The following is a 22,535-nucleotide window of genomic DNA, read 5'->3' on the forward strand; positions in this document are numbered from 1 at the left end:
GGAAACCGGAAGGGCCGGCAGCCGACGCGGAATGTGCGTCGGCTGCCGGCCCCTGGAGCGGTGCGCTCGTAAGACCGTCTACGAAACCACCGCGGGATCCGCAGGGTTGGCGGTCTGCTCGGCGTCGGACTCGTCGCTCACGGCGATACCGCGCCGCTTGGAGACGTAGACCGCTCCGACGATGACCACGAACGCGAGGATCGCGATGAAGATCCGCACACCGATGTTCTCGTCGGCACCGTAGCTGAACTTGATGACCGCTGGCGCGATCAGCAGCGACACCAGGTTCATGACCTTGAGCAGCGGGTTGATCGCCGGTCCGGCCGTGTCCTTGAAGGGGTCGCCGACCGTGTCGCCGATCACCGTGGCCGCGTGTGCCTCGCTGCCCTTGCCGCCGTGCGCGCCGTCCTCGACCATCTTCTTGGCGTTGTCCCAGGCGCCACCGGAGTTGGCGAGGAACACCGCCATCAGGGTGCCCGTGCCGATCGCCCCGGCGAGGAAGGAGCCGAGCGCACCGACGCCGAGCGTGAACCCGATGAAGATCGGCGCCATGACGGCGAGCAGACCGGGTGTGGTGAGCTCCCGCAGGGCGTCCTTGGTGCAGATGTCGACGACCTTGCCGTATTCCGGCTTCTCCGTGTAGTCCATGATCCCGGGCTTCTCACGGAACTGCCGACGCACCTCGTACACCACCGCACCCGCCGACCGCGACACCGCGTTGATCGCCAGCCCCGAGAAGAGGAAGACGACTGCCGCGCCCGCGATGAGACCGACGAGGTTGTTGGGCTGCGAGATGTCCATCATCAGGTTCAGCGGCGCACCGGCTCCGGAGAGCTTCTCCCCGACGTCGTGCGCGCCGGTGGTGATCGCGTCGCGGTACGAGCCGAAGAGCGCCGACGCCGCAAGGACGGCGGTGGCGATGGCGATGCCCTTGGTGATGGCCTTGGTGGTGTTGCCGACGGCGTCCAGGTTGGTGAGCACCTGCGCGCCCGCGCCCTGGACGTCACCGGACATCTCGGCGATGCCCTGCGCGTTGTCGGAGACCGGGCCGAAGGTGTCCATCGCGACGATCACGCCGACTGTGGTGAGCAGGCCGGTACCGGCCAGCGCCACCGCGAACAGGGCGAGCATGATCGACGTACCGCCGAGCAGGAAGGCGCCGTAGACGCCCAGACCGATCAGCAGAGCGGTGTAGACGGCCGACTCGAGGCCGACTGAGATACCGGCGAGGACCACCGTGGCGGGGCCGGTCAGCGAGCTCTTGCCGATGTCCCGCACGGGACGCCGGGTCGTCTCGGTGAAGTAGCCCGTCAGCTGCTGGATGACAGCGGCGAGCAGGATGCCGATGGCCACCGCGACGACCGCGAGGATCCGCGGGTCGCCGTCCTTGGCCTTGATGGCCGCGTCGGTGACACCGTCGAGGTCGGCGTACGAGGATGGGAGATAGACGAAGACGGCCACTGTCACCAGCACGAGCGAGATCACCGCGGAGATGAAGAACCCCCGGTTGATCGCGGACATGCCGCTGCGGTCGGTCCTGCGCGGGGCGACCGCGAAGATGCCGATCATGGCGGTGATGACACCGATCGCGGGAACGATCAGCGGGAAGGCGAGCCCCGAGTCACCGAAGGCGGCCTTGCCGAGGATCAGCGCGGCGACCAGGGTCACGGCGTACGACTCGAACAGGTCGGCAGCCATACCGGCGCAGTCGCCGACGTTGTCGCCCACGTTGTCGGCGATGGTCGCGGCATTGCGCGGGTCGTCCTCCGGAATGCCCTGCTCGACCTTGCCGACCAGGTCGGCACCGACATCGGCGGCCTTGGTGAAGATACCGCCGCCGACACGCATGAACATGGCGATCAGGGCGGCTCCGAGGCCGAACCCTTCGAGCACCTTCGGGGCGTTGGCCGCGTACACGAGCACCACGCAGGAGGCGCCCAGCAGGCCCAGTCCCACGGTGAACATGCCGACGACGCCGCCCGTACGGAAAGCGATCTTCATTGCGTGGTGCGAAACGGTGGTGAGATCCTTTTCCGGCTCACCTTCCGCCGGGGTCGCTTCCCGTGCCGCCGCGGCGACGCGCACATTGCTGCGCACGGCGAGCCACATGCCGATATATCCGGTGGCAGCCGAGAACGCCGCACCGATCAGGAAGAAGATCGACCGCCCGGCACGCTGATTCAAGTCGTCCGCGGGCAGCAGCATGAGCAGGAAGAACACGACGACGGCGAAGACACCCAGCGTACGAAGCTGCCGGGCCAGATAGGCCATCGCACCTTCCTGGACCGCCGAGGCGATCTCTTTCATGCTGTCGGTGCCTTCGTCGGCCGCGAGCACCTGGCGTACCAGGACGCCGGCGACAGCGAGCGCCGCCAGTGCCACCACGGCGATGACCGCGATGATCACGCGGTTGCCGTCGGTCAGCACTGCGGCTGCGAAGGTTGTGGGATGGCCCAACTGATGAGGGGTAGAAAGCCCCGCCATTCGTCCTCCTTGACGCTTGGGCGAGCTCAAGATGTGGACGGATTGTAGGTACCGGAACCTGATCAAAACAGTCCGCGTGAAGGGAATATGTCTTCACATGCTCTTCAGCAAATGATCGCGTGGCGATCACGGAACCCGGAGGGGTAACGCTTTCGGAGCATGAAAATCCGATCCAACATCGCGTGAATGATCGTGAACGAATTCACGAAATCTTTGGTACGGCACCGCCCTGCCCGGCACCTCTGACATGAGCAACTCTAGGCTCGGCCACTGATACCCGCACATGCCGAAGGGCCCTACGGGGAGGGCCCTTCGGGACAGGAGTGACGCACGTGTACACCGTGACATGGGCGGGTCAGTAACGCCGTGACGTGGGCGTTCAGGAGAGAGCGACCACCGGAGGGGTGGTCGGCCAGGTCATTCGGATCAGCCCGCCGTGCTCGCCGGCGGTGACCTCCACGTCGTCTACGAGCCCGCTGATGACCGCGAGGCCCATCTCGTCCTCCTCGGCGTCCGCGTCCGGGTCCTCGCCCGGGGAGCCGGGCGCGCGGTGCCCGGGGGCCACGCGCGGCGCCTCGTCGCCGACCTCGATGGAGAACTGCTTCTCCTCTTCTATCAGGAGCACCTTCACCGGCGCACTGATACCGCCGTTCTGGTGCAGTCCGACCGCGCGGGTGCAGGCCTCGCCCACGGCGAGCCTGACCTCGTCGAGTACGGCCTCGTCCACCCCGGCCCTGCGCGCCACCGCTGCCGCCACCAGCCGGGCGGTCCGGACGTGCTCGGGCAGCGCGCTGAAGCGGAGTTCAACGGTGGCCATGCATCCCCCTCCGAAGTACGGGTGTGCGGTCGGGAGGGCCGGGCCGCCGAAGAGCCCGGCCTCCCTGGTGAACTGCTTCCGTACCGGGCGCGCGGCCCGGTTCCGGTGGCGGCCCGGCACGGCGGACCGGCACGCGGGCCGATGACCGGCCCGGGCCGGTCGGCCGACGACGGTCAGTCGGTGGCCGCGACCGCTTCCTCGACCGAGGTGTGGATCGGGAACACCTTGGTGAGGCCGGTGATACGGAAGATCTTCAGAATGCGCTCCTGGTTGCACACCAGTCGCAGGGAGCCCTCATGGGCGCGCACCCGCTTCAAGCCGCCGACCAGCACGCCGAGCCCGGTGGAGTCGAGGAAGTCCACGCCCTCCATGTCGACGACGAGGTGGAAACTCCCGTCGTTCACCAGCTCGACCAGCTGCTCGCGCAACTTGGGCGCGGTATATACGTCGATTTCGCCACCGACCTCGACGACCGTACGATCGCCGACGGTACGGGTCGACAGGGACAGGTCCACGGATCCTCCAGCACCTTGCTATCGAGCGGTCGCCCTCGGGGGCACCTCGGCTTGAAGCCACCAGGACGGTTCGCCAGCCGCGATGGCATTCAATCACTTACCGGCAGGCGTGCACGACGCCTTGGCCTCATTGTCCGTCATGCCGGTGACACACTCGATGCCGATGGCCAAGAATCACCGATCCGATGGACCCCCGGCCGGGCCCGTGACGCGCCCGGAACCGGGCGCGGTCCTGGCCCGGCTCGCCTCCGGACCGAGCCGGACCACGCGCATCACTCATACGGAGCACTTGCCCCCGCGCGCGGGCCGTCATGCCGTCTGGCCCGACCGGATCCGCGCCGAGGTCGTCGCGGCCGTCCAGGCCCGCGGGATCGACCACCCCTGGGCGCACCAGGCCCTCGCCGCCGAGCACGCCCTGGACGCCGACAGCGTGGTCGTGGCCACCGGCACGGCGTCCGGCAAGTCCCTCGCCTACCTGATGCCCGTCCTGACCGCTCTCCTGGACGGTTCCGAGGCCCCCAACGGCCGCGGCGCCACCGCTCTCTACCTCGCGCCGACCAAGGCGCTCGCCGCGGACCAGTGCCGTGCGGTGAAGGAGGTCTCCCACCCGCTGGGCAGCGCCGTGCGAGCCGCCGTGTACGACGGCGACACGCCGGTCGAGCAGCGCGAATGGATCCGCCAGTACGCCAACTACGTCCTCACCAACCCGGACATGCTGCACCGCGGCATGCTGCCGGCACACACCCGCTGGTCCTCCTTCCTGAAGTCGCTCAAGTACGTCGTGATCGACGAGTGCCACACCTACCGGGGCGTGTTCGGCTCCCACGTCGCCCAGGTACTGCGCCGACTACGCCGACTGTGCGCCCGCTACGGCTCCTCGCCCGTGTTCCTGCTGGCCTCCGCGACCGCCGCCGAGCCCGCCGTCGCCGCCCGCCGGCTGACCGGGCTGCCGGTGGTGGAGGTCGCCGACGACGCCTCACCGCGCGGCGAGGTGGTGTTCGCCCTCTGGGAACCCCCGCTCACCGAGCTGCACGGCGAGAAAGATGCACCCGTTCGGCGCACAGCCACCGCCGAGACGGCCGACCTCCTCACCGACCTCGCCGTCCAGGGCGTGCGCACGGTTGCCTTCGTGCGCTCCCGGCGCGGCGCCGAGCTGATCGCGGTGATCGCCCAGGAACGCCTCGCCGAGGTCGACCGCTCCCTCGCGCGGCGCGTGGCGGCCTACCGCGGCGGCTATCTGCCCGAGGAACGCCGCGCCCTGGAACAAGCCCTGCACTCCGGCGAACTCCTCGGCCTCGCCGCCACGACCGCGCTGGAGCTCGGCATCGACGTGTCCGGCCTGGACGCCGTGCTCATCGCCGGATACCCGGGCACCCGCGCGTCCCTGTGGCAGCAGGCGGGCCGGGCGGGCCGCGCCGGACAGGGTGCCCTGGCCGTCCTCGTCGCCCGCGACGACCCGCTGGACACCTTCCTGGTGCACCATCCGGAGGCCCTGTTCGACCGGCCGGTGGAGTCCACCGTCCTCGACCCCGACAACCCCTACGTCCTCGCCCCCCATCTGTGCGCCGCCGCCGCGGAGCTTCCCCTGACGGAGGAGGACGTCGAGCTGTTCGGCCCGGCCTGCCCGGACCTGCTGCCCCAGCTGGAGGCGGCCGGGCTGCTGCGCCGCCGCACCAGGGCCTGGCACTGGACGCGCCGGGAGCGGGCCGCCGATCTCGCCGACATCCGCGGCGGGGGCGGGCAGCCGGTGCAGATCGTCGAGTCCGGCACCGGGCGGCTGCTCGGCACGGTCGACGCGGGCGCCGCCCACGCCTCCGTCCACGAGGGCGCCGTCCACCTCCACCAGGGCCGCACCTACCTCGTACGGTCCCTCGACCTGAAGGATTCCGTGGCCCTGGTCGAGCGGGCCGAGCCGCCGTACTCGACGGTCGCGCGCGACACGACGTCGATCTCCGTCCTGGAGACGGACGTCGAGGTGCCCTGGGGCGCGGGGCGGCTGTGCTACGGCTCCGTGGAAGTAACCAACCAGGTCGTCTCCTTTCTACGCAGACGTCTCATCACCGGTGAGGTCCTCGGCGAGAGCAAGCTCGACCTCCCGCCCCGCACGCTCCGCACCCGCGCGGTGTGGTGGACGGTCACCGAGGATCAACTGGACGAGGCCCGTATCCACCCGGAGATCCTCGGCGGCGCCCTGCACGCCGCCGAGCACGCGTCGATCGGCCTGCTGCCCCTCTTCGCGACATGCGACCGCTGGGACATCGGCGGCGTGTCGGTCCCGCTGCACCCGGACACCCTGCTCCCGACGGTCTTCGTCTACGACGGCCATCCGGGTGGTGCCGGGTTCGCGGAGCGCGCCTTCCACACCGCCCGCGACTGGCTGGCCGCCACCCGCCAGGCCATCGCCTCCTGCGAGTGCGACGCCGGCTGCCCGTCCTGCATCCAGTCCCCCAAGTGCGGCAACGGCAACGACCCACTGCACAAACGGGGAGCCGTCCGGCTGCTCACGGTGCTCCTGAGGGGGGCACCGGGGGACAAGGAGGAGAAGAACGACGGGGAGACGGCGGAGAAGGCCGGGGAGGGACGGGAGGCGGGTCAAGGAGCGGGGTGACCGGCGGACACCCGCTGGTCACCTGGCTGGGGCGGGGGCGGGGGCGGGGGCGGAGGCGGGTCTCCCATGGGCGGCCGTATCCCACCCGTGGCCCTCGCCGCGTCCGGTACGGCGGCTCCAGAGGCGTCCGTTGGGCGGGGGCTCGGTCTCCGGTCCAGGCCTGGGTTCGGGGCGGAGTCCGGGCGGAGGCTCGGGTCCCGGTCCGGGTCCGGGCCGGGACTCGGGGCCGGGATCAGGCCGGGACCGGGGGCGGAGTCCGGGCGGAGGCTCGGGTCCGGGTTCAGGCCGGGGCTCGGTTCCGGGTTCAGGCCCAGGCCGGGACTCGACGTGGGGTCCGGGCCGGGACCAGGTTCCGGCCCCGCAGGACCCGCCCGTGCCCTGACCTCCGCCGCGAACATCCCCGCGCCCGACGCCGCCGTCACGTCGGAGACGTCACCGCTGATCACGCACCGCACGAGCCACGTGCCCTGGGCCCGCGCCACCCGGTCGGCCCGGACACAGGCCGCCGCGGTGCCCTCGGCCCAGTGGTCCGCCGCGGCGAGCGCCGCGAGATCGGCTCCGCCTGCCGCCCTGTGCCGGACGATCACCGCCTGGCCGAGTGCGAGCACGAGCCCGAACACCGCGCACAGCACTGCGACCACGCCGACGCCCAGGACGGTCGCCGACCCCCGGTCCGAGAACCGGCGCCGCGCGGCCCACGCCGTTGCCCTGCCCTGCCGCCGGCTCCCGGCACCGGCCCGCCGGGCCGCCATGGCCCGCTTCACGGCCGCGTCCCCGCCGTTCCGGCGCCGACCGTCTCCTCCGCCGACGCCACGGCCTCCTCCCGCAGTTCGAAGGACAGGCTCCCGAGCGGTACCGGCGGTCTGGCCACCACCGTCACACGCACCCGGTCACCCTCCCGGCTCACGGTGACCACGGCCCCGCGCGGAGCCACCTCCCGGGTCACCGCGGTCACGGCGTCGTCCGGGTCCTGGCGGGCGGCGGCGCGGGCACCCGTCCGTGCCGCGTCCAGGCACTGGATCCGTACCGCCATGGCGTAGAGCCCCCACAGCAGCGCCAGTGCGACCAGCACCAGGACCGGCATCACCATGGCCGACTCGGCACTCACGAACCCGGCGTCCGGCGCACGCGCGACAGTGCCCCGTACACCGGCGCGCGGTTCACGTGCCCGCATGAAGTGCTCGATCCACGATGCCCTGGAGTTCCTCGCTGACCGCCCCGCTCGTCACGATCTTGTAGAGCACCGCGGCGAAGGCCACCGCCGCGATGATCCCCACCGCGTACTCGGACGTCACCATGCCCGCGTCCCGGCGCAGCAGCGCACACAGCCGCGCCCACGCCTTCCTGTACATCAGCCTGTTCATCTCAACCCCCGAGAGGTTCACTCGTATTGATGACCCGTCGATTCCGGCGGGCCGATCACCCGGAACAGCCGGATCACTCAGGTCACTCGCTTCACTTCATCGGCCTTATTGGCTTGATCTCGACCATCGGCACCCACGCGGCGGCCCGCGTCCCGAAACCGCCCCGCACGCCGTACCTCCGTACGCCACCCCGTCAGCCACCCCCTCCGCCGAGCACCCCGCCCGCGAGACCGATCACGACCGGCACGACGCCGACCGCGATGAACGCGGGCAGGAAGCACAGCCCCACCGGCGCGGTGATCAGCACGCCCGCGCGCCGGGCCCGTGCCGTCGCCGCGCGGGCCCATTCGGTGCGGGCGTCCGCCGCCAGCCGCGCGACCGGAGCGGCAGCGGGAAGGCCGGACTCGTCGGCCCGCTCCAGCAGCCTCGCCAGGGCCGCGGCCCCGGGCAGCGCGGCCAGCCGCCGCCAGGCATCGGCCGGCTCACCGCCGAGCCGTACCTCGGCCGCACCCCGCGCGAGCCCGTCACCGACCGGGCCCGCCAGGGCCTCGCCCACGGCCCGCGCCGCACTCACCGGCCCGGCACCGGCAGCGATGCAGGCGGCCAGCAGATCGGCGGCGAGCGGAAGCTGACGCACCGCCTGGGTGGCGTCGTACCTGTCCTCGGGACCGGACGCCTCGCGCCTCCGGCGCCACCACCACAGGCCGACTGCTGCGGCCAGCCCCGCCACAAGCCCGGAGATACCGCCGACCAGCACCCAGCCGGCGCCCGCGACACCCGCGAGGGGAAGCCAACGCCGTGCCGACCCGTCCGCCGGAAGGCGCGGCCCCTGCCGTGTCTTCTCCGGCCTGCGGGGCAGCAGACGGGCCAGCCGCCGCCTTGCCCTGCGCGCCTGCCGCACGGCACGCACCCACCGCGCCGACCCACCGACGAGCACCAGCAACCCGGCGGCCACGCCCGCAGAAACGCCCAGGACCGTCAACAGCCTGTGTGCGAACTCGGTGTTCACGCCGTCTCCACCCCTCTCACGATGTGCAGCGCCCACCACAGCCCCGCGCCCTCCAGCAGCCCGCCGAGGGCCAGACAGACCAGGCCGGGGCCTGTGTGCAGCAGGACGTCCAGGGGGTCGGCGCCCAGCGCCGTGCCGAGCAGGAGCCCCAGCAAGGGCAGCCCCGCGAGCATCACCACCGTGGTCTTCGCGCCCGCCAACTGGGCGCGCAGGTCGGCACGCTGGTCCCGCTCCGCGCGCAGGGCGCCTTCGAGCCGGTCGAGTCCCGCCGCGAGACCGGCACCCCGGTCCACTGCAACCCGCCAGCAGGCGGCGAGGCCCAACAGCCCCTCGGCACCCGGTCGTCCGGCCGCTGCGGCGAGCGCACCCGGCACGTCCCCGCCGAATCGCGCCGCCGCGAGCACCGCGGCCTGCGCCTCCCCGAGCCCGCCCGAGTCACGCGCGGCCCGCAGAAGCGCCTCCCCCGGCTGCCGCCCGGCGCGCACCTCACCGGCGAGCGCCCCGCACAACGTGATCACCGCGTCCCCGCGGCGCTCCCGTGCCCGCCGTGCCTCGCCGGCCAGCCGAGCCCGCCGCACGAGCGGCACCCCTGCCGCCGCCACAACGACCGGAACCACCGAAGCGCCCAGCACCGCGAGCAGCAGCCCTGCCACCGGCACCCACCACTCGGCACACAACCGCCCCCGGACACGGCGCAGTTCACCCACGGCCCGTTCCCAGCCCGGGGGCCCGATGCCGGTCGCACCACCGTCCGCGAACAGCAGCCGTGCCCGTCGCGCCCCGGAGTACGGCCCGCCCCGCAGCAGAAGCAGGGCGCCCGCGCACGCCACAGCCACCGCGGCCAGCGTCATCTGGGTCACGCTCACCACACCCCCCTCAGTCATCGCACCCGTCACCGCTTCGGCTCCCCTCATTCCGGCCGCCCACCCGGCTGTCGCCGCCGCCTCGGAGCAGCCCCCGCAGCCGCTCCCAGCCCCGCTCGTAGGCGAACGCGTCCTCGCCCCAGCGCAGCGCCGGCACCGTCCGCACCAGGCCAGAGGTGTCCCGCTCCAGCACATGGACCTCGGCGATCCGCCGCCGTCCGGTCCGGTCCCGCACGAGGTGCAGCACCACCGAGAGCGCAGCCGCCAACTGGCTGTGCAGCGCGGCCCGGTCGAGCCCGGCCGCCGTACCCAGCGCCTCCAGGCGAGCCGGGACGTCCGCGGCGGCATTGGCATGGACAGTTCCAGAGCCGCCTTCATGCCCCGTGTTCAGGGCGGCCAGCAGATGGACGACCTCGGCTCCACGCACCTCGCCCACGACCAGCCGGTCGGGACGCATCCGCAGCGCCTGGCGCACCAGGTCCTCGAGCGTGACGAGACCGGCGCCCTCCTGGTTGGCGGGTCTGGTCTCCAGACGGACGACGTGCGGATGGTCGGGGCGCAGTTCGGCGGAGTCCTCGGCGAGGACGATCCGCTCGGCCGGTCCGACCAGCCCGAGCAGCGCGCTCAGCAATGTGGTCTTGCCGGTGCCCGTGCCGCCGCTGATCAGGAAGGACAGCCGTGCCCGCAGCAGTGCGCGCAGGACGCGGTCCCCGCCGGGCGGCACCGTGCCCGCCGCCACGAGTTCGCCGAGGGTGAAGGCCCGGGGCCGTACCACCCGAAGCGACAGGCAGGTGCAGCCGACGGCGACCGGCGGGAGCACCGCGTGGAGACGGGTTCCGTCGGGCAGCCGGGCGTCCACCCAGGGGCGGGCGTCGTCGAGGCGCCGTCCGGCCACGGCGGCCAGGCGCTGCGCGAGGCGTCGTAGCGCCGCCGCGTCCGGGAAGGACACCCCTGTCAGCTCCAGTCCGCCGCCCCGGTCCACCCATACGCGGTCGGGGGCCGACACGAGGACATCGGTGACCGCCGGGTCGGCGAGCAGCGGCTCCAGCGGTCCGCTGCCGACCAGTTCGGAGCGCAATCGACGTGCCGCGCCGAGGACTTCGGCGTCGCCGAGCACCCGCCCCTGTTCGCGCAGCGCCTGCGCCACACGCGCTGGCGTCGGTTCCGCCCCGCTCTCGGCGAGCCGGCGGCGCACCCCGTCGAGCAGCGCACGACCGGCTGACGGGTCGGGCACGGCCGCCATGGCCGCGGGGGTCTGTGCGGCCTCCGGGTAGGGGGTCCATGCGTCCGCGGGCGGCGCTCCGGTGTGCGGAGCCGCCGTCGAAGGTGTCCTGTCGTACGGCGTGGTCCGAAGAGACGTCCCGCTGTAGGGCGTGGTCGTGTTCATACGTCGCTCGCTTCCACCAGCGTCCGCTCCCAGAACTCCTTGCAGAAGCGCGCCATCGGGCCGCGGCCGGTCGCGCCCGGTGGTGCCTTGGCCTCGTGGGGGCGGGTCAGCACCGACTCGGCGGGCAGTTCGCCGGCCAGCGGCAGTCCGAGCAGCCGGGCCACCTCGCGGCCGCCGAGCCCGGGCGCGAACGGCCCGCGCACAGCCACCCGCAGATCGCGGATGATCATGCCGACGCTGGACGCGACCCGTCCGGCCGCGGCGACGGCGCGAAGTTCGGCCGGGGCAACGAGGATCGCGAGGTCGAGCTGGGCGAGGACCTCGCCGACTCCCTCGTCCAGACGCCGCGGCAGGTCCACGACCACGGTGCCGCCCCGGCGCCGGGCCGCCGCGAGGACCGCCCGCACTGCCTGCGGAGGGACGGCGACGCAGTCGCCGCGGTCCCAGCTGAGCACGCGCAGGGAGTGCAGCCGTGGCAGAGACTCCTCCAGAGCGCCCCCACCGAGCCGTCCGCGTGAGGCGGCGAAGGCGGGCCAGCGCAGTCCTTCGGCTGTCTCCCCACCGAGGAGTACATCGAGTCCGCCGCCCAGCGGATCCGCGTCCACGAGCAGACTGCGCAGCCCCTCACGCGCGGAGGTGACGGCGAGCGCGCACGCCAGCGTGGACGCTCCGGCGCCGCCACGACCGCCGATGACGCCGACGGTGATGGCGGGCCTGCCCACGCCTTCGGCGACGTCGGCGATGCGGTCGACGAGCCATTGCTCGCCGTCGGGGAGGAGCGATCGCAAAACACACATGCGCTCCAAGCGAAGGGCACACATCATGGACCAGGTGATGACAACTGAGTACGACGGATGCGGGCGCTGTCTGGTGGGCGTGCGCCGTCTCTCTCGGAAGAGCGAGGCGAGCAGCAGCCCCGAAAAGCAGCTAGACCAGGTCCTGAGCGCGGCTCAGTCCGTTGGTGGCCACATCATCGCGTGGGCCGACGACTGGGAGGTCTCGGGCGCCACGAACCCGCTCACGCGACCCGGACTCGGCCCATGGCTCCGGGCCGAAGCAGGGCCGTACTCGGGGATCGTTGGCGCAGCAGTCGACCGGATCGGCCGCAATCAGCGTGACGTGCTGAACACCGCGTACATGATCCACGAGTCAGACCGGCTCCTGATCACGTACGGGCATGACGGTCCGTGGGATCTCAACGACACCAACGACGAAATGCGCCTTTCCATGGAATCGTTCGGCGCACAAATGGAGTTGCGGGCAATACAGAAGCGCAACCGAGAAGAGACCGAACGGGCACGCGCCGCTGGTCAGCCGAAGCAAAAGAACCGGTATGGCTACCGATTCGTTCGGCTTGTCCCAACAGGAAAGGTTGACCATGTCGAGGTCGACCCCGACGCAGCCGAGGTAATCCGCAATGTTGCCCGCCGAATTCTCGCGGACGAAACAGGGGAGGTGACTGTTTTCACGGAAGCGGCAAGGCTTAACCGCGAAGGGATTCCCTCACCGGATGACTACCGCGCCACAATGTACGGCCGCGAGCCGAAGGGCTCCATTTGGAAGAGCAGTACCGTAATCCGGCTACTCACAGAGGAGGGATCTCTTGGATACCTCATGCATAAAGGGCGCCCGGTAATTGGTTCCGATGGGCACCCGGTACGCTTGGCCCCTCCGTTGTGGGACCACGCAACACGCGACGCATTGATTGCGAAGACTGCACCGAAGCACACTAGGAAGCGCGCCCAGAAGGGGGCACGCCTACTTTCCGGCCTGGCATTCTGCGGGAATTGCGGAGAGCGACTCTACGTCTATTACCGGGCGGGAAGGAAGATTGGTTATGCGTGCACCGCGCGCCTAGACGGTGTACGCACTTCCCAGGATTGCCGACCGGCCCCAGCAATGCAGGCGGTCAAGCTGGACAAGGAGGTTGAGGATTGGTTTCTTGCCAAGTACGGAAATGGTCAACTTATGCGACGCGAGTTCGACCCCGGGACCGGCTACGCGTCGCGAATTGCCGAACTGGAGGCAGACCGAAAGCGTCTCCGAGACGACCGCTCAGCAGGTCTCTACGATTCCGAGGATGATGCCGAATGGTATCGCCGAGAGTACGCCCGCATGGGGCGGGAAATCGCCGAACTCAAGAAGTTGCCGGAGCGTCCCGCCGGAATGCGGATGGTGCCCACTGGAAAGACTGTGGCCGATGAATGGCAAGCAGCTCACGACGATGCCGCGCGCCGCGAGCTTCTAAATGGATTCGACGTACGCGTGACCCTTTTCCCAGCAAGCGCCAAGGAACGCGTCCGGATCACGGGCGCTGAAATTCGCCCCCGGGCCGCCCAGCACCTCAAGGCCCTCTAGGGTACCGAGCAAGCCCCGGCAAGTACGCAGACTTGCCGGGGCTCTCCTATGCCCTCACCACTTAGCCGAATCGATCAATTCGATTGATGGAAGAATATAGAGTACCGTAAGCCCCGTCCGCGTTTGGAATTCAACAGGCGTTAGCCTCAACTCGCAATGCACGGCCGCCGAATCACAGGCAGCCGAAATTCGGAGCATCTCTTCACGATTCCACACATCGGAAGAGAAAAAGAAACCCCCAATATCGGGCTCTCCGAGTAGGAGAAGGGTAATAGCCCCGTCGGCAACTTGCATGACAGCAACCTCAACGACAGGAGATTCGGTCAGCACTTCCCATCTGCCGTGGGGGGAATCCCCTACGTTCTGCATATAGCCGCCAAGTTGCCGGGACACCGCCTGCGCCGCGCTTCGGCAATCTGTCGTCACGCGCCATTTACGCAGCATCTCTGTTCGGCCGTTTACCGTTCGGCTCGAATGGAAGTACCCTACATGTTCCTTATGTAGCATATTCCCACCCCTCAGCGATCATGTCCCTTCTAATTTCACGCAGGTTCGCCAGGTCTTCAGCTATGCCGTATGCAATTTCTGCTTCCGCCGGTGAATGCCCGGAGCCCACATAGCGCCAGGCCGATTCGGTGGCCGTCTCTCGGTCTTCCAGGGCGAGCAGGCCGCCGCCCTGGTAGTCCGCCCGGACCGCGCGCAGCGCCCCGTATGTGGTGGAGTACTGGCGTGATTTGGTGAGTACGTGGCCGCGGTAGCCGAGCGTGTGAGCCCAGGCCCGCAGGTTCAGCGCCTCCAGCTCAGGGAGGCCGCCCAGGCGCCAGCAGGCGGTCATGAGGGCGCGCAGGTGGTCATTCACCGGGGCGAGCCGGATGCTGTCGAAGTCGTCTATGCGGTAGTCGATTCCGCCGGAGTCGCCGACGCTCTTGGATACGTATTTCGCGACGTAGGCCGCAACGGCACTGTCTGTGACTGCCGATGATTCCGTGAACGCGTCGCTGCGGATCGGATGTACGTCAAGCTGTTTACCCCACTTAATGACCCGCTCACCGGTGGCCGAAGAATACGGGGTGTGCACCTCCACAGAGGCCGCCGCCGACCGCACCGCGTCGGACAGCAGGTCGGTTGTCGCCCACAACGGCGGGGGTGAGCAAGGGCCGTCTGGCCCGTCTAGACGGATTACCGCGTGGAAGTGGACAGCCCCCCGCCGCTGGTATTCGGCGACTTTCGCGAAGGAGACTGTGAGGTGTTCCCGCAGGCGGGTTTGTGTGATCCCTGCGGCAGTCGCCAAATGCCGCCTGAGCATGTGGCAATAACGGTTCCACAGTGAGCCGGCTGAAGCGTGCCAAAGGACGTGTCCGGGGTAGTCGTAGCAGTCCCGGCACAGCGGTTGGCCTACCGTGTAATCCATCTCGGCGTGTTTCTGGCCGCAGCCGAGGGGCCGCCCGTGTTCGCAGGTGCCGCCGTCCCGTCGAGGACGGCATACAGCCCCGTCAGGGCCGCTTGCACGGTGCACCGAGCCGAAGGACGGAGCGGTAAGGGTGACGAAGAGCCGGGGGTGATACCGGACGCCGTCCGTAACGCCCTTGCCGCCCAGCAGGCCGGAGCGGACGAGGTGGAAAGTGTCGCCCGCGTGCAGATAGGAGCAGGGCTCACAGCGGGTTTCCCGACGGTTGCGACAGCGCACCGGCATCCGGCCGCCGGGTTCGTTGCCGGTGTCGTAGTGCCGCAGCACCTCACCCGTAACCGCGTCACGAGTAGTCGTGTGCCCGGCAAGGTAAATCGGGTGCGCGCACCCGCCAATGGATTTGATCTGATCGACCCAGCGTGAGAATCCGGGTTCATGGACGAGCCGGATCAGGTCACGTTCGGTAGACGAAAGAAGGCGCAGACGCTCAGCCTCATTGAGGACTGAGCGCCGCGCCTCATCCGACGTCGGGAACATAGGAGGCCCCCTTTCATGTGGGATAGGCGCGGCGTTCATTGGTCGACTCCTGCTATGGCTTGGCTTGGCTATGAATTCGGCTTTGCGTGATGCGGCTAGAAAGAGTGTCTTTGGTTCGATTACTTTGGCGCAGAATGCTGTCTTTCTGGCGCGGGGTCAGCCTATGACCCAGCGGAGGTAGATACCCCTGACCCACCCCGTCTTCCCTTTGTTCGGGCCGCTGGTGACCTTTCCATAGGACCAGTTGCGTTTCCCGTTGGTGCAGTACTCGCTGAACCGGGTTCCCTTGGACAGAATCCCCTTGGAAACGTATGTGGTTCCGGGTCCGGTTCGCAGGTTCACCGCGGTCGAGGTGACGTGCTTGACGGGGTGCGGATGCACATAGCGGCACGCCCGGGGGAGGGAGGCCGCCGATGCCGGACCGGCGGTGGCGATACCGGCCGCAGCCACGGTAAGGCCAAGAGCGCTGCCCGCAAGGGCACGCACGAGGTTGTTGCGGATCTCCATGGTTGTTCTCCTCGATGAAAGTGGCGAGGCAGCCTCTTGCCGCCTCTCGGACTCTTTTCCGGTGTCAGCCGAAAAAGAACCTTCCGACAGCCTGAACGATCACCCACACGGGATACGCGAAGGGCGTACCGGCCAGGAGAAATCCGAACAGCGAGATCAGGGTTGCCTGATACCAGCGGATTTCCCGTGACCGCGCGGTCAGGACGACGTACAGGAACAGGAATGTGTCGATGACCCAAATGTTTGTCTGTGTCATGCCGCCGTTTCTCCTTTCTGGAATTTCACGGTGCCGGGCTGAGTCAGGAACGGGTTCACCGGCGGATCGGTGCGGGCGATCTCGGCCGCATCGGCAGTGGTGACCAGGCGGGAACGGGCACGCATCCACCGGCCGCCCATGGCGACCACGGCCACACCCTGTTCGTCCTCCGTGATGTTCTGCGCGGTGATCACGGCATCCGGGTTGATGTCCCCGAGGGTCATTTCCGCTGACGCTTCGTCATGCGCGCGGTGAGCGACGCGTCCGCCAAGCTGAGCGCGCAGCGCGGTCACGCGGGGGCCGATGTCGGAGCCGACCCGCTGACCGGCGACGACCAGGTGCACGCCGAGTGCCGCACCGAGCTGAGCGACCCGCAACAGCAGCGTTCCGCACTGCTCCGCCGCATCCTTCGACTCCCGAGAGCCGTCCGTGAGATACAGCTCCGCCAGCTCGTCCACGATCACGACCAGGGGCACCGGCCGCTCATCTGCGGACAGCTCCCACACCGACCGCTTGCCCGCCGCACGGCACACCCGCATACGCTCTTGGATCTCGTCGACCACACCGGACAGCAGCCCAAGAGCCTGTGTCCGGTCAATGGCCAGCGCCGACAGCCGCCCGCCGAACAGCCCGAGTTCCATGCCGCCCTTGCAGTCGACGCCGACCAGGGCGACCGGCTGAGGCGCCAGCGCGAGCACCAGCGCCGCCAGCATGGACGACTTGCCGGACTGCGTGGCCCCCGTGATGAGCCAGTGGGGAACGCGCCGGAGGTCGATCAGCCAGGGTTCACCGTCCTCGGTCCGGCCCACGTCCGCTGCCAGTAGGGCGTGGGCCGACACCCGGACGGCAGGGACATCACCGGTCAGCGGATCCAGGGCCGTGACATGGACGACCACCAGGCCACGGCGGGGCGAGGTGACCCGCACCCCGTGCACCTGCCAGGCGTGTTCCATGGCACGCGCCGCCGCGAAGTACGGCGCCGGAGTCTGCCCCGGATGCAGCAGCACCCGCAGCGTCAGCCCCGTTTTCGTCGGCATGGGCCAGGACAGACGAGGAGGCTTGGGCCGCAGCGCCTGCCCCTGCACCACAAGATCACGGCCGATCACCCGACGGTCCGGCCGCATGCTCACCGACAGCCCGTTCAGGTAGGCCAGCCGCCGCCAGGTCGAGAAGATCCGAAGCGCAGTACCCGGATAGCCAGCCAGCCACCAGCGCCACGGCCACCGCCGGACCGGCAGGCCCCGAGCCGCCAGCCGGGGTTCCCACCAGCTCTGTGTCATCACGCCCACCAGGAGCAGCGCCGACAGAATCCACACCACCAGGGAAGCGGGCATTACTCCTCCCCTTCCTTGGTCCGTGCCAGCACGAGCCGGGCACGGATCATGGCTGCCTCCGCGTGATGGGCCGTCAGCGCGAGGAGGAACCGAATGGTGGGGATGTCATCGGCCGTCGCCAGCAGGGCCTCAGTACCGGCTAGCGTCCGCAGGTCCCGCAGCAGCGAGCCGAAGTGGCCGTCTACGCAGAACACCGGATCGTCACACCCGGCAACGTCCCCGCCGTCCGTGCCCGCCGCCGTCCGCATCTCACGGGCCATGCGCTCAGCGTCATCAGCGATGCGCCCCGCGCACGGCTCTTTACACGCGAACACCTGCGACTCGTCGGCAGGCGACCGGCCCACCGGAACGGACGTGATCTTCGTCGTGAGGAAGTCCGCGCCGCACAGCACGCAGGCCATGCCGTCCGCCTGAGCGGGGTTCAGGTGCCAGAAGTAGCGTTCCATCAGGAATCACCACCCGCCGACTTCCCGCGACCACCGGCCGCAGCCGCCGAGGCCGAGCCCCCGCCCGAGCCGGAGCCGGACACGGGGGTGATGGCATCGGCCCGGTAGGTCGTACCGGTCCGGCCGTCCACGGCCCATTCGTTGGCCCACAGGTTCGTCACCCTCACCTCAGCGCCCTCCGTGAGGCCCTGCGGCTGACCGCTGGTGACCACGTGGACGACGTCCGTACGCCGTCCCTCCGCCTGCCGGACGGACAGGCCCGTGATCCACAGCGGGTTTCCCTCACGGTCGCGGCGCGTCTCGCCTTCCGGCGTCATACGCGGTTCCGGAGCGATCACACAGCGGATTGCACCCAGCCGCCCAACGTCGATCGGCTTGTTGTCCATGGGAGTTCACCTCTCTTCCAAGTCCCACACTCACCCGACCACTTATCCGGATGAGTTGCGGGGATCATCCTCACTCGCCAACACGACTGGGTCAACCACTTATCCGGATGAGTGGTGCGGGGGTGTGCAGCAGAGGAACAACCACTTATCCTCATGAGTGCCTGGCGTATACCACGCACCACCGTCAAGCACCACTGACCAGCAGCTCAGCCCGACACCCGCCCGAGTACCTAGACCCCCGACCCGAGAAGGACACGTGCCATGGCAGCCCGAGAGCACATCGAACGCGCCCCGTCCATGTACTTGCAGGTAGCTCAGCGCGTGGCAACCGACATCAAGCGAGGCCGCTACCAGCCCGGCAGTCTCCTGCCGTCCGAGTCGGAAATGGTGGCGATGTACGGAATCGGCAAGCACACCGCGCGTGCCGCCGTCGCCGAACTGCGCCGCATGGGGCTGGTGGAGTCCCAGCAGGGCAAGGGCAGCATCGTGCTCCCGTCCGGCGGAGTTCTCCCCGCCACCCGAGTGGACCGCTCCATCCAGCGCACCGCGAAGGGGAGTTGGAGCCTGCCGGAGATGACAGAGGTGGAGGCGCCCGCCATCACCAGGACCTCACTCGACGGACCCCCGGCACTCCTGTTGGACCAGCCGGACGAGGACGCCATCAGCGTGGACCGCCTGATCCACGACCCGGCAACCGGCGCCCGCATGGCTCACCGCGTCCTTATCCCGCTCGCCACCGCCGCCGACGTGCCCTCACTCGCCGAGCAGCCAGACGCCGAGATCATCGACCTATACCGGCAGCTTTCGGAAGCCGGACTCAGCCTGTCGTTCACCGAGCATGTCACCGCCCGCACCCCGTATCCCGACGAGCGGACCGCACTCGGACTCAGCGACGCCAGCCCCCTCCTGATCACCTACCGCATCACCAGCGACGCGGACCAGGACCGCCCGCTTCTGTGCGAGGAGCTGAAGGCCCCCGCCGCCACGTGCCAGCTCACCTACCCCGTGACCCCGACGAAGCCAGCCGCCAAGCGCGCCGCCCGCCGCCGATCCGAATCGGAGTAACTTCTCTTTACTTGCTCAAGGGCGCGCCTACGGCGCGCCGGGCGGCCCTGCCGCCTCGGCCGGGCGTGCGGCCTACGGCCGGTCCCGTCCGGTCGGCAGCCGCCCGACACCGCCCCCGCCCCGACCAAGCAGAGAAGCCCCCCGCGGAATCCTCGCGGGGGGCTCTGTCGTCTGCTCTATCGCTTCACCGGGGAGACGAGCCGCACCAGGACGAGGCCCCCACTCCCCCACTACGGGCGCCAACTCCGCCCGCTCACACGGTGGTTCACCAAGGGCGCCAACGCCGCTCACCGTGGCACGCAACGCAGTGACGAACAGGGTTGCGGGCGGTGGTACCAGGGGCGCTACAGCGCACCCCTGGACCCCGCCCAGGCGTGGCAACCTCACGCGCGAATGCGGGTTTCGTCATGGTCCATGCCCGTACGCGCGTGAGGCCACCACGCACGTGATCAGCCACTTTCCGCCGTCACGAGGTACTGAACCGACTTGTGCCCGTCAGCCGGCACTTGCCCGCCCGAGCCACCGTTTCCGCTAGTTCCGGCAGGTCCGCGCGTGCTGCTCGGCAGCGAACCGTGCAGGACCCGCACCCGTGATCAGAATCCGCCGTCGGCACCCCTCGCACCGGATGAACTCTCCGCGCCGATCCGTCTCAATCCACACACGAGAGCCCACCGCCGTCCGCCAGTCATCCCGCGCCATCCCGGTCCCCTTCCCTCTCGTCTGCCGTCCGCCAACGTGCCGTCGCCCCACCCGCCGAGCCCTGAGCCGGAGAACCCGAGCTATCACACGGGCACTCTCCGGGCGCAGCCACACCACCGGCTCACCGTGAGGGCCCGCATGGGGCACGGCCCGCACCAGCCGCGTGTCAATGCCCAGCCCCTCTAGTGCCTCGTTCACCATCACGGCCGCCTCATCCGCCGCCCGCCAGCCTGACACATAGTCAACTCCCGGCACGAACACGGCTTCATCAGGGCCGCCGTAATCCTCCCCCTGAGCGTTCACTACCGCACACCCTTTCCGACCCCCTCACCCTTTCATTGCCGCCCACAGGGAGCCGCCCCGTATCGGAATCGAACACATGTCCATCAAGGTCAAACAGGCAGCAGACTATGCCTCCGCATGCTGCGAGCGCTCAGTTACCGACAGTCAGATTGCAAAACTGTGGCAACAAGCACACTTTCCACACTCTCTCGTCACACAATCAACACACGCCCCATGGTGGTTACACAGGAGCGGCCCCCTCCCGCCGAAGGCAGAGAGGGGGCCGCTGTCCTAGTTGACTCTTCCTGAGCTGTCGGTCAGTAGAGGTACATGTCCGAGATCCAGCCCTTGAAGCCGCGGGGCAGGCCGCCGGGCGAAGCCGTCTGAAGCCTCACCTTGTCCCAGCGCTGCCCCCGACGGTCACGAGCCGTCGCGATGACCCGAACGCGCTGCCCCCGGTAGACCAGACCGAGGATCGTCCGGTTCGTACCCGGACCCGTACGCACTCGCAACCCGTTGACCGTCGCCGTCTTGTAGGGACCCTCGTTCTGGATCAACGCCGTCCCGCCGGAGTAGCCAGACGGCCCCGGGTCCAGGATCACCGCCGACGCCGCCGAGGCGCCAACCAGACCGACACCAGCCACCAGCGCACCCGACACAATCAACGACCGCAGAGCCTTACGTCCCATGATCGAAATCCCTTCGACTCGAAAGAGGACGAGCGCCACCTGACACACCGCCGGGTAACCACTCATCCGGATGAGTCACCAGCATCCGCCGCCCCTCCTGAGAGGTCAACCACTTATCCGGATGAGTGGCTTGTTTAGAGAAGGGCCACATGCCGAAAGCCCCGCCATGCCCCCAAACTGGGGGCAAACGGGGCTTCCGTGGTTGCATGAGATGACAGGAGGGCGAGGGCAGCACTCAAACGGTGCCGAACTTGCCTTCCTTGACGCCCGTCACGAAGGACGAGAACGAGTCAGCTGGGAAGCTCAGTACCGGCCCGTTCGGGTTCTTGGAGTCCCGTACGGGGATCGTGTCATGCGAGGTGGCAAGGTTCGTGGCGACCTGGATGCACTGGCCGCCGTTGTTGCTGTGGGAGGACGTGAACCAACGCGGGTCTTCGGTCGTCACTGGGTGCCCTTTCGAAGCTGTTCGATCATGGCTACGGAAGTCGCCTGCGAGGGCGCTTCAGCCTGTAGCTGATGGTAGGCCGTCAGCGTCGGCAGGACGAAGGCGCTTTCCCGCTCCAGGTGGCCCCGCTGAGCAGACTCGGCGTACGACATGAGCGAACGATCTGGCAAGGTCAGCACGGTTATCGGCAGATCGAATGGTCGACGGGCGCCCATGCTGAACGGGGCGACCTGTAGCACCGTGTTCGGCAGTTCCGCGAACCGGACGAGAGAAGCTAACTGTGAGTCCATGACGGCCGCCGTGCCGATGGGGCGACGGAGGCAGCTTTCGTCCAAGACCACGAAGACAAGAGGTGGAGGCTTGCGGACAAGTGCAGCTTGCCGTTCCGCAACGATCGTGACCCGCTCGCGCGCTTGCTCCGAGGTGATCGCTTCACGCTTGACAGCACTCTCCGCCAGGGCCGATGAGTACCCCGGGGTCTGAAGCAGCCCGGGAATGACGCCCACCTCGTAAAGCCGGATCTCTGATGCCCGTCCCTCGTAACCCACATACTCCGGGAAGCCGTCCAGCAAGCTGCCATGCCGCATCTCGCGCCACTGCCGCTCGAACGTATCGACTGTGCCGACGATGCCGAAGGCGATGTCTGCCCTACGTGCGAAACGAAGAGTTGGCATCTTGCGACCAGTTTCAACAGCCGAAATATGCGTACTGGAATATTCCATGTGTGTGGCTAGGTCTTCCTGGCTCCAGCCGTGTGCCTCCCGTGAACTGCGAAGCCGTGCGCCGAAGGCCGCCTCAGGGCTGCTCTCAGGGTTGAGTTGCTTCCGGTTGACCAACCTGACACCAACTTTCCATTCATTGCTGACAAGTTGAAGGGTTCCCGACTGTAGGCCACGCTGAACCGCCTTGGTAGTGGAAGCACTACAGAGAGGAACGGCCGTGTCCGGCAAGAGCGACCCCGCCCAGTGGCAGGGGCCCCCATGCATCCCCAGCCCTGGCACGCTCGTGGTGGACGGGCGTGATCGGGTCGGCGTGTTCCGGGACGCGATGTTCGGAGTCTGGTACCTGCGTCCGGT

21 protein-coding genes and 1 pseudogene are annotated in these 22,535 nt (G+C 68.9%); 3 read left to right on the top strand and 19 right to left on the bottom strand.

Features of this window, described 5'->3' with window-relative positions:
- Positions 1-78: 78 nt before the first annotated feature.
- The 3 genes from ACSYGN_RS17975 to bldG all read right to left on the bottom strand — a co-directional run bounded on the left by ACSYGN_RS17975 (position 79) and on the right by bldG (position 3,816).
- Complete coding sequence (locus ACSYGN_RS17975) at positions 79-2,484, bottom strand: sodium-translocating pyrophosphatase (RefSeq protein WP_460396816.1); 2,406 nt, start codon at positions 2,482-2,484, stop codon at positions 79-81.
- 379 nt (positions 2,485-2,863) lie between these two features.
- Complete coding sequence (locus ACSYGN_RS17980; protein WP_460396818.1) at positions 2,864-3,301, bottom strand: ATP-binding protein; 438 nt, start codon at positions 3,299-3,301, stop codon at positions 2,864-2,866.
- A 173-nt stretch (positions 3,302-3,474) separates the two neighbouring features.
- The gene (gene bldG, locus ACSYGN_RS17985; RefSeq protein ID WP_003975386.1) at positions 3,475-3,816 is read right to left on the bottom strand and encodes an anti-sigma factor antagonist BldG; all 342 of its coding nucleotides are present in this window, start codon (positions 3,814-3,816) and stop codon (positions 3,475-3,477) included.
- Positions 3,817-3,898: 82 nt separating this feature from the next.
- On the opposite strand from bldG, the gene ACSYGN_RS17990 reads away from it, so the two are divergent.
- Positions 3,899-6,424, top strand: coding sequence for a DEAD/DEAH box helicase (locus ACSYGN_RS17990; protein WP_460396821.1), 2,526 nt, complete (start codon positions 3,899-3,901; stop codon positions 6,422-6,424).
- Here ACSYGN_RS17990 and ACSYGN_RS17995 read toward each other — a convergent pair.
- The 7 genes and pseudogenes from ACSYGN_RS17995 to ssd form a co-directional block, all read right to left on the bottom strand.
- A complete protein-coding gene (locus tag ACSYGN_RS17995) occupies positions 6,409-7,188 on the bottom strand; it encodes an Rv3654c family TadE-like protein (protein ID WP_460396823.1) in 780 nt (259 codons plus the stop codon). The two genes, ACSYGN_RS17990 and ACSYGN_RS17995, sit on opposite strands and share 16 nt — an antisense overlap.
- Complete coding sequence (locus ACSYGN_RS18000) at positions 7,185-7,598, bottom strand: TadE family type IV pilus minor pilin (RefSeq protein WP_460396825.1); 414 nt, start codon at positions 7,596-7,598, stop codon at positions 7,185-7,187. Before ACSYGN_RS18000 ends, ACSYGN_RS17995 begins: the two co-directional genes overlap by 4 nt.
- Positions 7,585-7,776 carry a DUF4244 domain-containing protein gene (locus tag ACSYGN_RS18005; protein WP_460403542.1) on the bottom strand — a complete coding sequence of 64 codons (192 nt, stop codon included), beginning with the start codon at positions 7,774-7,776 and terminating at the stop codon, positions 7,585-7,587. Before ACSYGN_RS18005 ends, ACSYGN_RS18000 begins: the two co-directional genes overlap by 14 nt.
- 205 nt (positions 7,777-7,981) lie before the next feature.
- Positions 7,982-8,797: a type II secretion system F family protein gene (locus ACSYGN_RS18010; protein WP_460396827.1), complete on the bottom strand. Its 816-nt coding sequence runs from the start codon at positions 8,795-8,797 to the stop codon at positions 7,982-7,984.
- Entirely contained in the window at positions 8,794-9,648 is an 855-nt protein-coding gene (locus ACSYGN_RS18015; protein ID WP_460403544.1) for a type II secretion system F family protein, read from the bottom strand. Before ACSYGN_RS18015 ends, ACSYGN_RS18010 begins: the two co-directional genes overlap by 4 nt.
- 25 nt (positions 9,649-9,673) lie before the next feature.
- A complete protein-coding gene (locus tag ACSYGN_RS18020; RefSeq protein WP_460403546.1) occupies positions 9,674-10,903 on the bottom strand; it encodes a TadA family conjugal transfer-associated ATPase in 1,230 nt (409 codons plus the stop codon).
- 140 nt (positions 10,904-11,043) lie between these two features.
- Positions 11,044-11,826, bottom strand: a pseudogene (gene ssd / locus ACSYGN_RS18025) (septum site-determining protein Ssd); the annotation flags it as partial.
- A gap of 43 nt (positions 11,827-11,869) precedes the next feature.
- Here ssd and ACSYGN_RS18030 point away from each other — a divergent pair.
- Positions 11,870-13,405 carry a recombinase family protein gene (locus ACSYGN_RS18030; protein ID WP_460396830.1) on the top strand — a complete coding sequence of 512 codons (1,536 nt, stop codon included), beginning with the start codon at positions 11,870-11,872 and terminating at the stop codon, positions 13,403-13,405.
- A 496-nt stretch (positions 13,406-13,901) separates the two neighbouring features.
- On the opposite strand, the gene ACSYGN_RS18035 is transcribed toward ACSYGN_RS18030, so the two are convergent.
- From ACSYGN_RS18035 to ACSYGN_RS18060, 6 genes are all read right to left on the bottom strand, one after another.
- Positions 13,902-15,350: a replication initiator gene (locus ACSYGN_RS18035; RefSeq protein WP_460396832.1), complete on the bottom strand. Its 1,449-nt coding sequence runs from the start codon at positions 15,348-15,350 to the stop codon at positions 13,902-13,904.
- Between the two features lie 156 nt (positions 15,351-15,506).
- Positions 15,507-15,857: an SH3 domain-containing protein gene (locus tag ACSYGN_RS18040; protein WP_460396834.1), complete on the bottom strand. Its 351-nt coding sequence runs from the start codon at positions 15,855-15,857 to the stop codon at positions 15,507-15,509.
- 64 nt (positions 15,858-15,921) lie between these two features.
- Positions 15,922-16,113 carry a hypothetical protein gene (locus ACSYGN_RS18045; RefSeq protein WP_460396836.1) on the bottom strand — a complete coding sequence of 64 codons (192 nt, stop codon included), beginning with the start codon at positions 16,111-16,113 and terminating at the stop codon, positions 15,922-15,924.
- Positions 16,110-17,447, bottom strand: coding sequence for an FtsK/SpoIIIE domain-containing protein (locus tag ACSYGN_RS18050; RefSeq protein WP_460396838.1), 1,338 nt, complete (start codon positions 17,445-17,447; stop codon positions 16,110-16,112). Before ACSYGN_RS18050 ends, ACSYGN_RS18045 begins: the two co-directional genes overlap by 4 nt.
- The gene (locus ACSYGN_RS18055; RefSeq protein WP_460396840.1) at positions 17,447-17,893 is read right to left on the bottom strand and encodes a hypothetical protein; all 447 of its coding nucleotides are present in this window, start codon (positions 17,891-17,893) and stop codon (positions 17,447-17,449) included. The genes ACSYGN_RS18050 and ACSYGN_RS18055 overlap by 1 nt, the downstream gene beginning before the upstream one ends.
- Positions 17,893-18,279: a hypothetical protein gene (locus ACSYGN_RS18060; RefSeq protein WP_460396842.1), complete on the bottom strand. Its 387-nt coding sequence runs from the start codon at positions 18,277-18,279 to the stop codon at positions 17,893-17,895. The genes ACSYGN_RS18055 and ACSYGN_RS18060 overlap by 1 nt, the downstream gene beginning before the upstream one ends.
- Positions 18,280-18,540: 261 nt before the next feature.
- On the opposite strand from ACSYGN_RS18060, the gene ACSYGN_RS18065 reads away from it, so the two are divergent.
- Entirely contained in the window at positions 18,541-19,344 is an 804-nt protein-coding gene (locus tag ACSYGN_RS18065; RefSeq protein WP_460396844.1) for a GntR family transcriptional regulator, read from the top strand.
- Between the two features lie 1,298 nt (positions 19,345-20,642).
- Here ACSYGN_RS18065 and ACSYGN_RS18070 read toward each other — a convergent pair.
- The 3 genes from ACSYGN_RS18070 to ACSYGN_RS18080 all read right to left on the bottom strand — a co-directional run bounded on the left by ACSYGN_RS18070 (position 20,643) and on the right by ACSYGN_RS18080 (position 22,295).
- Complete coding sequence (locus ACSYGN_RS18070) at positions 20,643-21,053, bottom strand: SH3 domain-containing protein (protein ID WP_460396846.1); 411 nt, start codon at positions 21,051-21,053, stop codon at positions 20,643-20,645.
- 196 nt (positions 21,054-21,249) lie between these two features.
- Positions 21,250-21,459 carry a DUF397 domain-containing protein gene (locus tag ACSYGN_RS18075; RefSeq protein ID WP_460396848.1) on the bottom strand — a complete coding sequence of 70 codons (210 nt, stop codon included), beginning with the start codon at positions 21,457-21,459 and terminating at the stop codon, positions 21,250-21,252.
- Complete coding sequence (locus ACSYGN_RS18080) at positions 21,456-22,295, bottom strand: helix-turn-helix domain-containing protein (RefSeq protein WP_460396850.1); 840 nt, start codon at positions 22,293-22,295, stop codon at positions 21,456-21,458. Before ACSYGN_RS18080 ends, ACSYGN_RS18075 begins: the two co-directional genes overlap by 4 nt.
- Positions 22,296-22,535 lie beyond the last annotated feature (240 nt).

The organism is Streptomyces sp. YIM S03343 (assembly GCF_054729195.1).

What these genes read in the sequence shown, in the direction of transcription:
- ACSYGN_RS17975 (WP_460396816.1), bottom strand. Translation starts at nt 2,484, where the DNA reads ATGGCGGGGCTTTCTACCCCTCATCAGTTGGGCCATCCCACAACCTTC.
- ACSYGN_RS17980 (WP_460396818.1), bottom strand. Translation starts at nt 3,301, where the DNA reads ATGGCCACCGTTGAACTCCGCTTCAGCGCGCTGCCCGAGCACGTCCGG.
- ACSYGN_RS17990 (WP_460396821.1), top strand. Translation starts at nt 3,899, where the DNA reads ATGGCATTCAATCACTTACCGGCAGGCGTGCACGACGCCTTGGCCTCA.
- ACSYGN_RS18000 (WP_460396825.1), bottom strand. Translation starts at nt 7,598, where the DNA reads ATGCGGGCACGTGAACCGCGCGCCGGTGTACGGGGCACTGTCGCGCGT.
- ACSYGN_RS18005 (WP_460403542.1), bottom strand. Translation starts at nt 7,776, where the DNA reads ATGTACAGGAAGGCGTGGGCGCGGCTGTGTGCGCTGCTGCGCCGGGAC.
- ACSYGN_RS18015 (WP_460403544.1), bottom strand. Translation starts at nt 9,648, where the DNA reads ATGACGCTGGCCGCGGTGGCTGTGGCGTGCGCGGGCGCCCTGCTTCTG.
- ACSYGN_RS18020 (WP_460403546.1), bottom strand. Translation starts at nt 10,903, where the DNA reads ATGGCGGCCGTGCCCGACCCGTCAGCCGGTCGTGCGCTGCTCGACGGG.
- ACSYGN_RS18030 (WP_460396830.1), top strand. Translation starts at nt 11,870, where the DNA reads ATGGACCAGGTGATGACAACTGAGTACGACGGATGCGGGCGCTGTCTG.
- ACSYGN_RS18035 (WP_460396832.1), bottom strand. Translation starts at nt 15,350, where the DNA reads ATGTTCCCGACGTCGGATGAGGCGCGGCGCTCAGTCCTCAATGAGGCT.
- ACSYGN_RS18040 (WP_460396834.1), bottom strand. Translation starts at nt 15,857, where the DNA reads ATGGAGATCCGCAACAACCTCGTGCGTGCCCTTGCGGGCAGCGCTCTT.
- ACSYGN_RS18045 (WP_460396836.1), bottom strand. Translation starts at nt 16,113, where the DNA reads ATGACACAGACAAACATTTGGGTCATCGACACATTCCTGTTCCTGTAC.
- ACSYGN_RS18050 (WP_460396838.1), bottom strand. Translation starts at nt 17,447, where the DNA reads ATGCCCGCTTCCCTGGTGGTGTGGATTCTGTCGGCGCTGCTCCTGGTG.
- ACSYGN_RS18055 (WP_460396840.1), bottom strand. Translation starts at nt 17,893, where the DNA reads ATGGAACGCTACTTCTGGCACCTGAACCCCGCTCAGGCGGACGGCATG.
- ACSYGN_RS18060 (WP_460396842.1), bottom strand. Translation starts at nt 18,279, where the DNA reads ATGGACAACAAGCCGATCGACGTTGGGCGGCTGGGTGCAATCCGCTGT.
- ACSYGN_RS18065 (WP_460396844.1), top strand. Translation starts at nt 18,541, where the DNA reads ATGGCAGCCCGAGAGCACATCGAACGCGCCCCGTCCATGTACTTGCAG.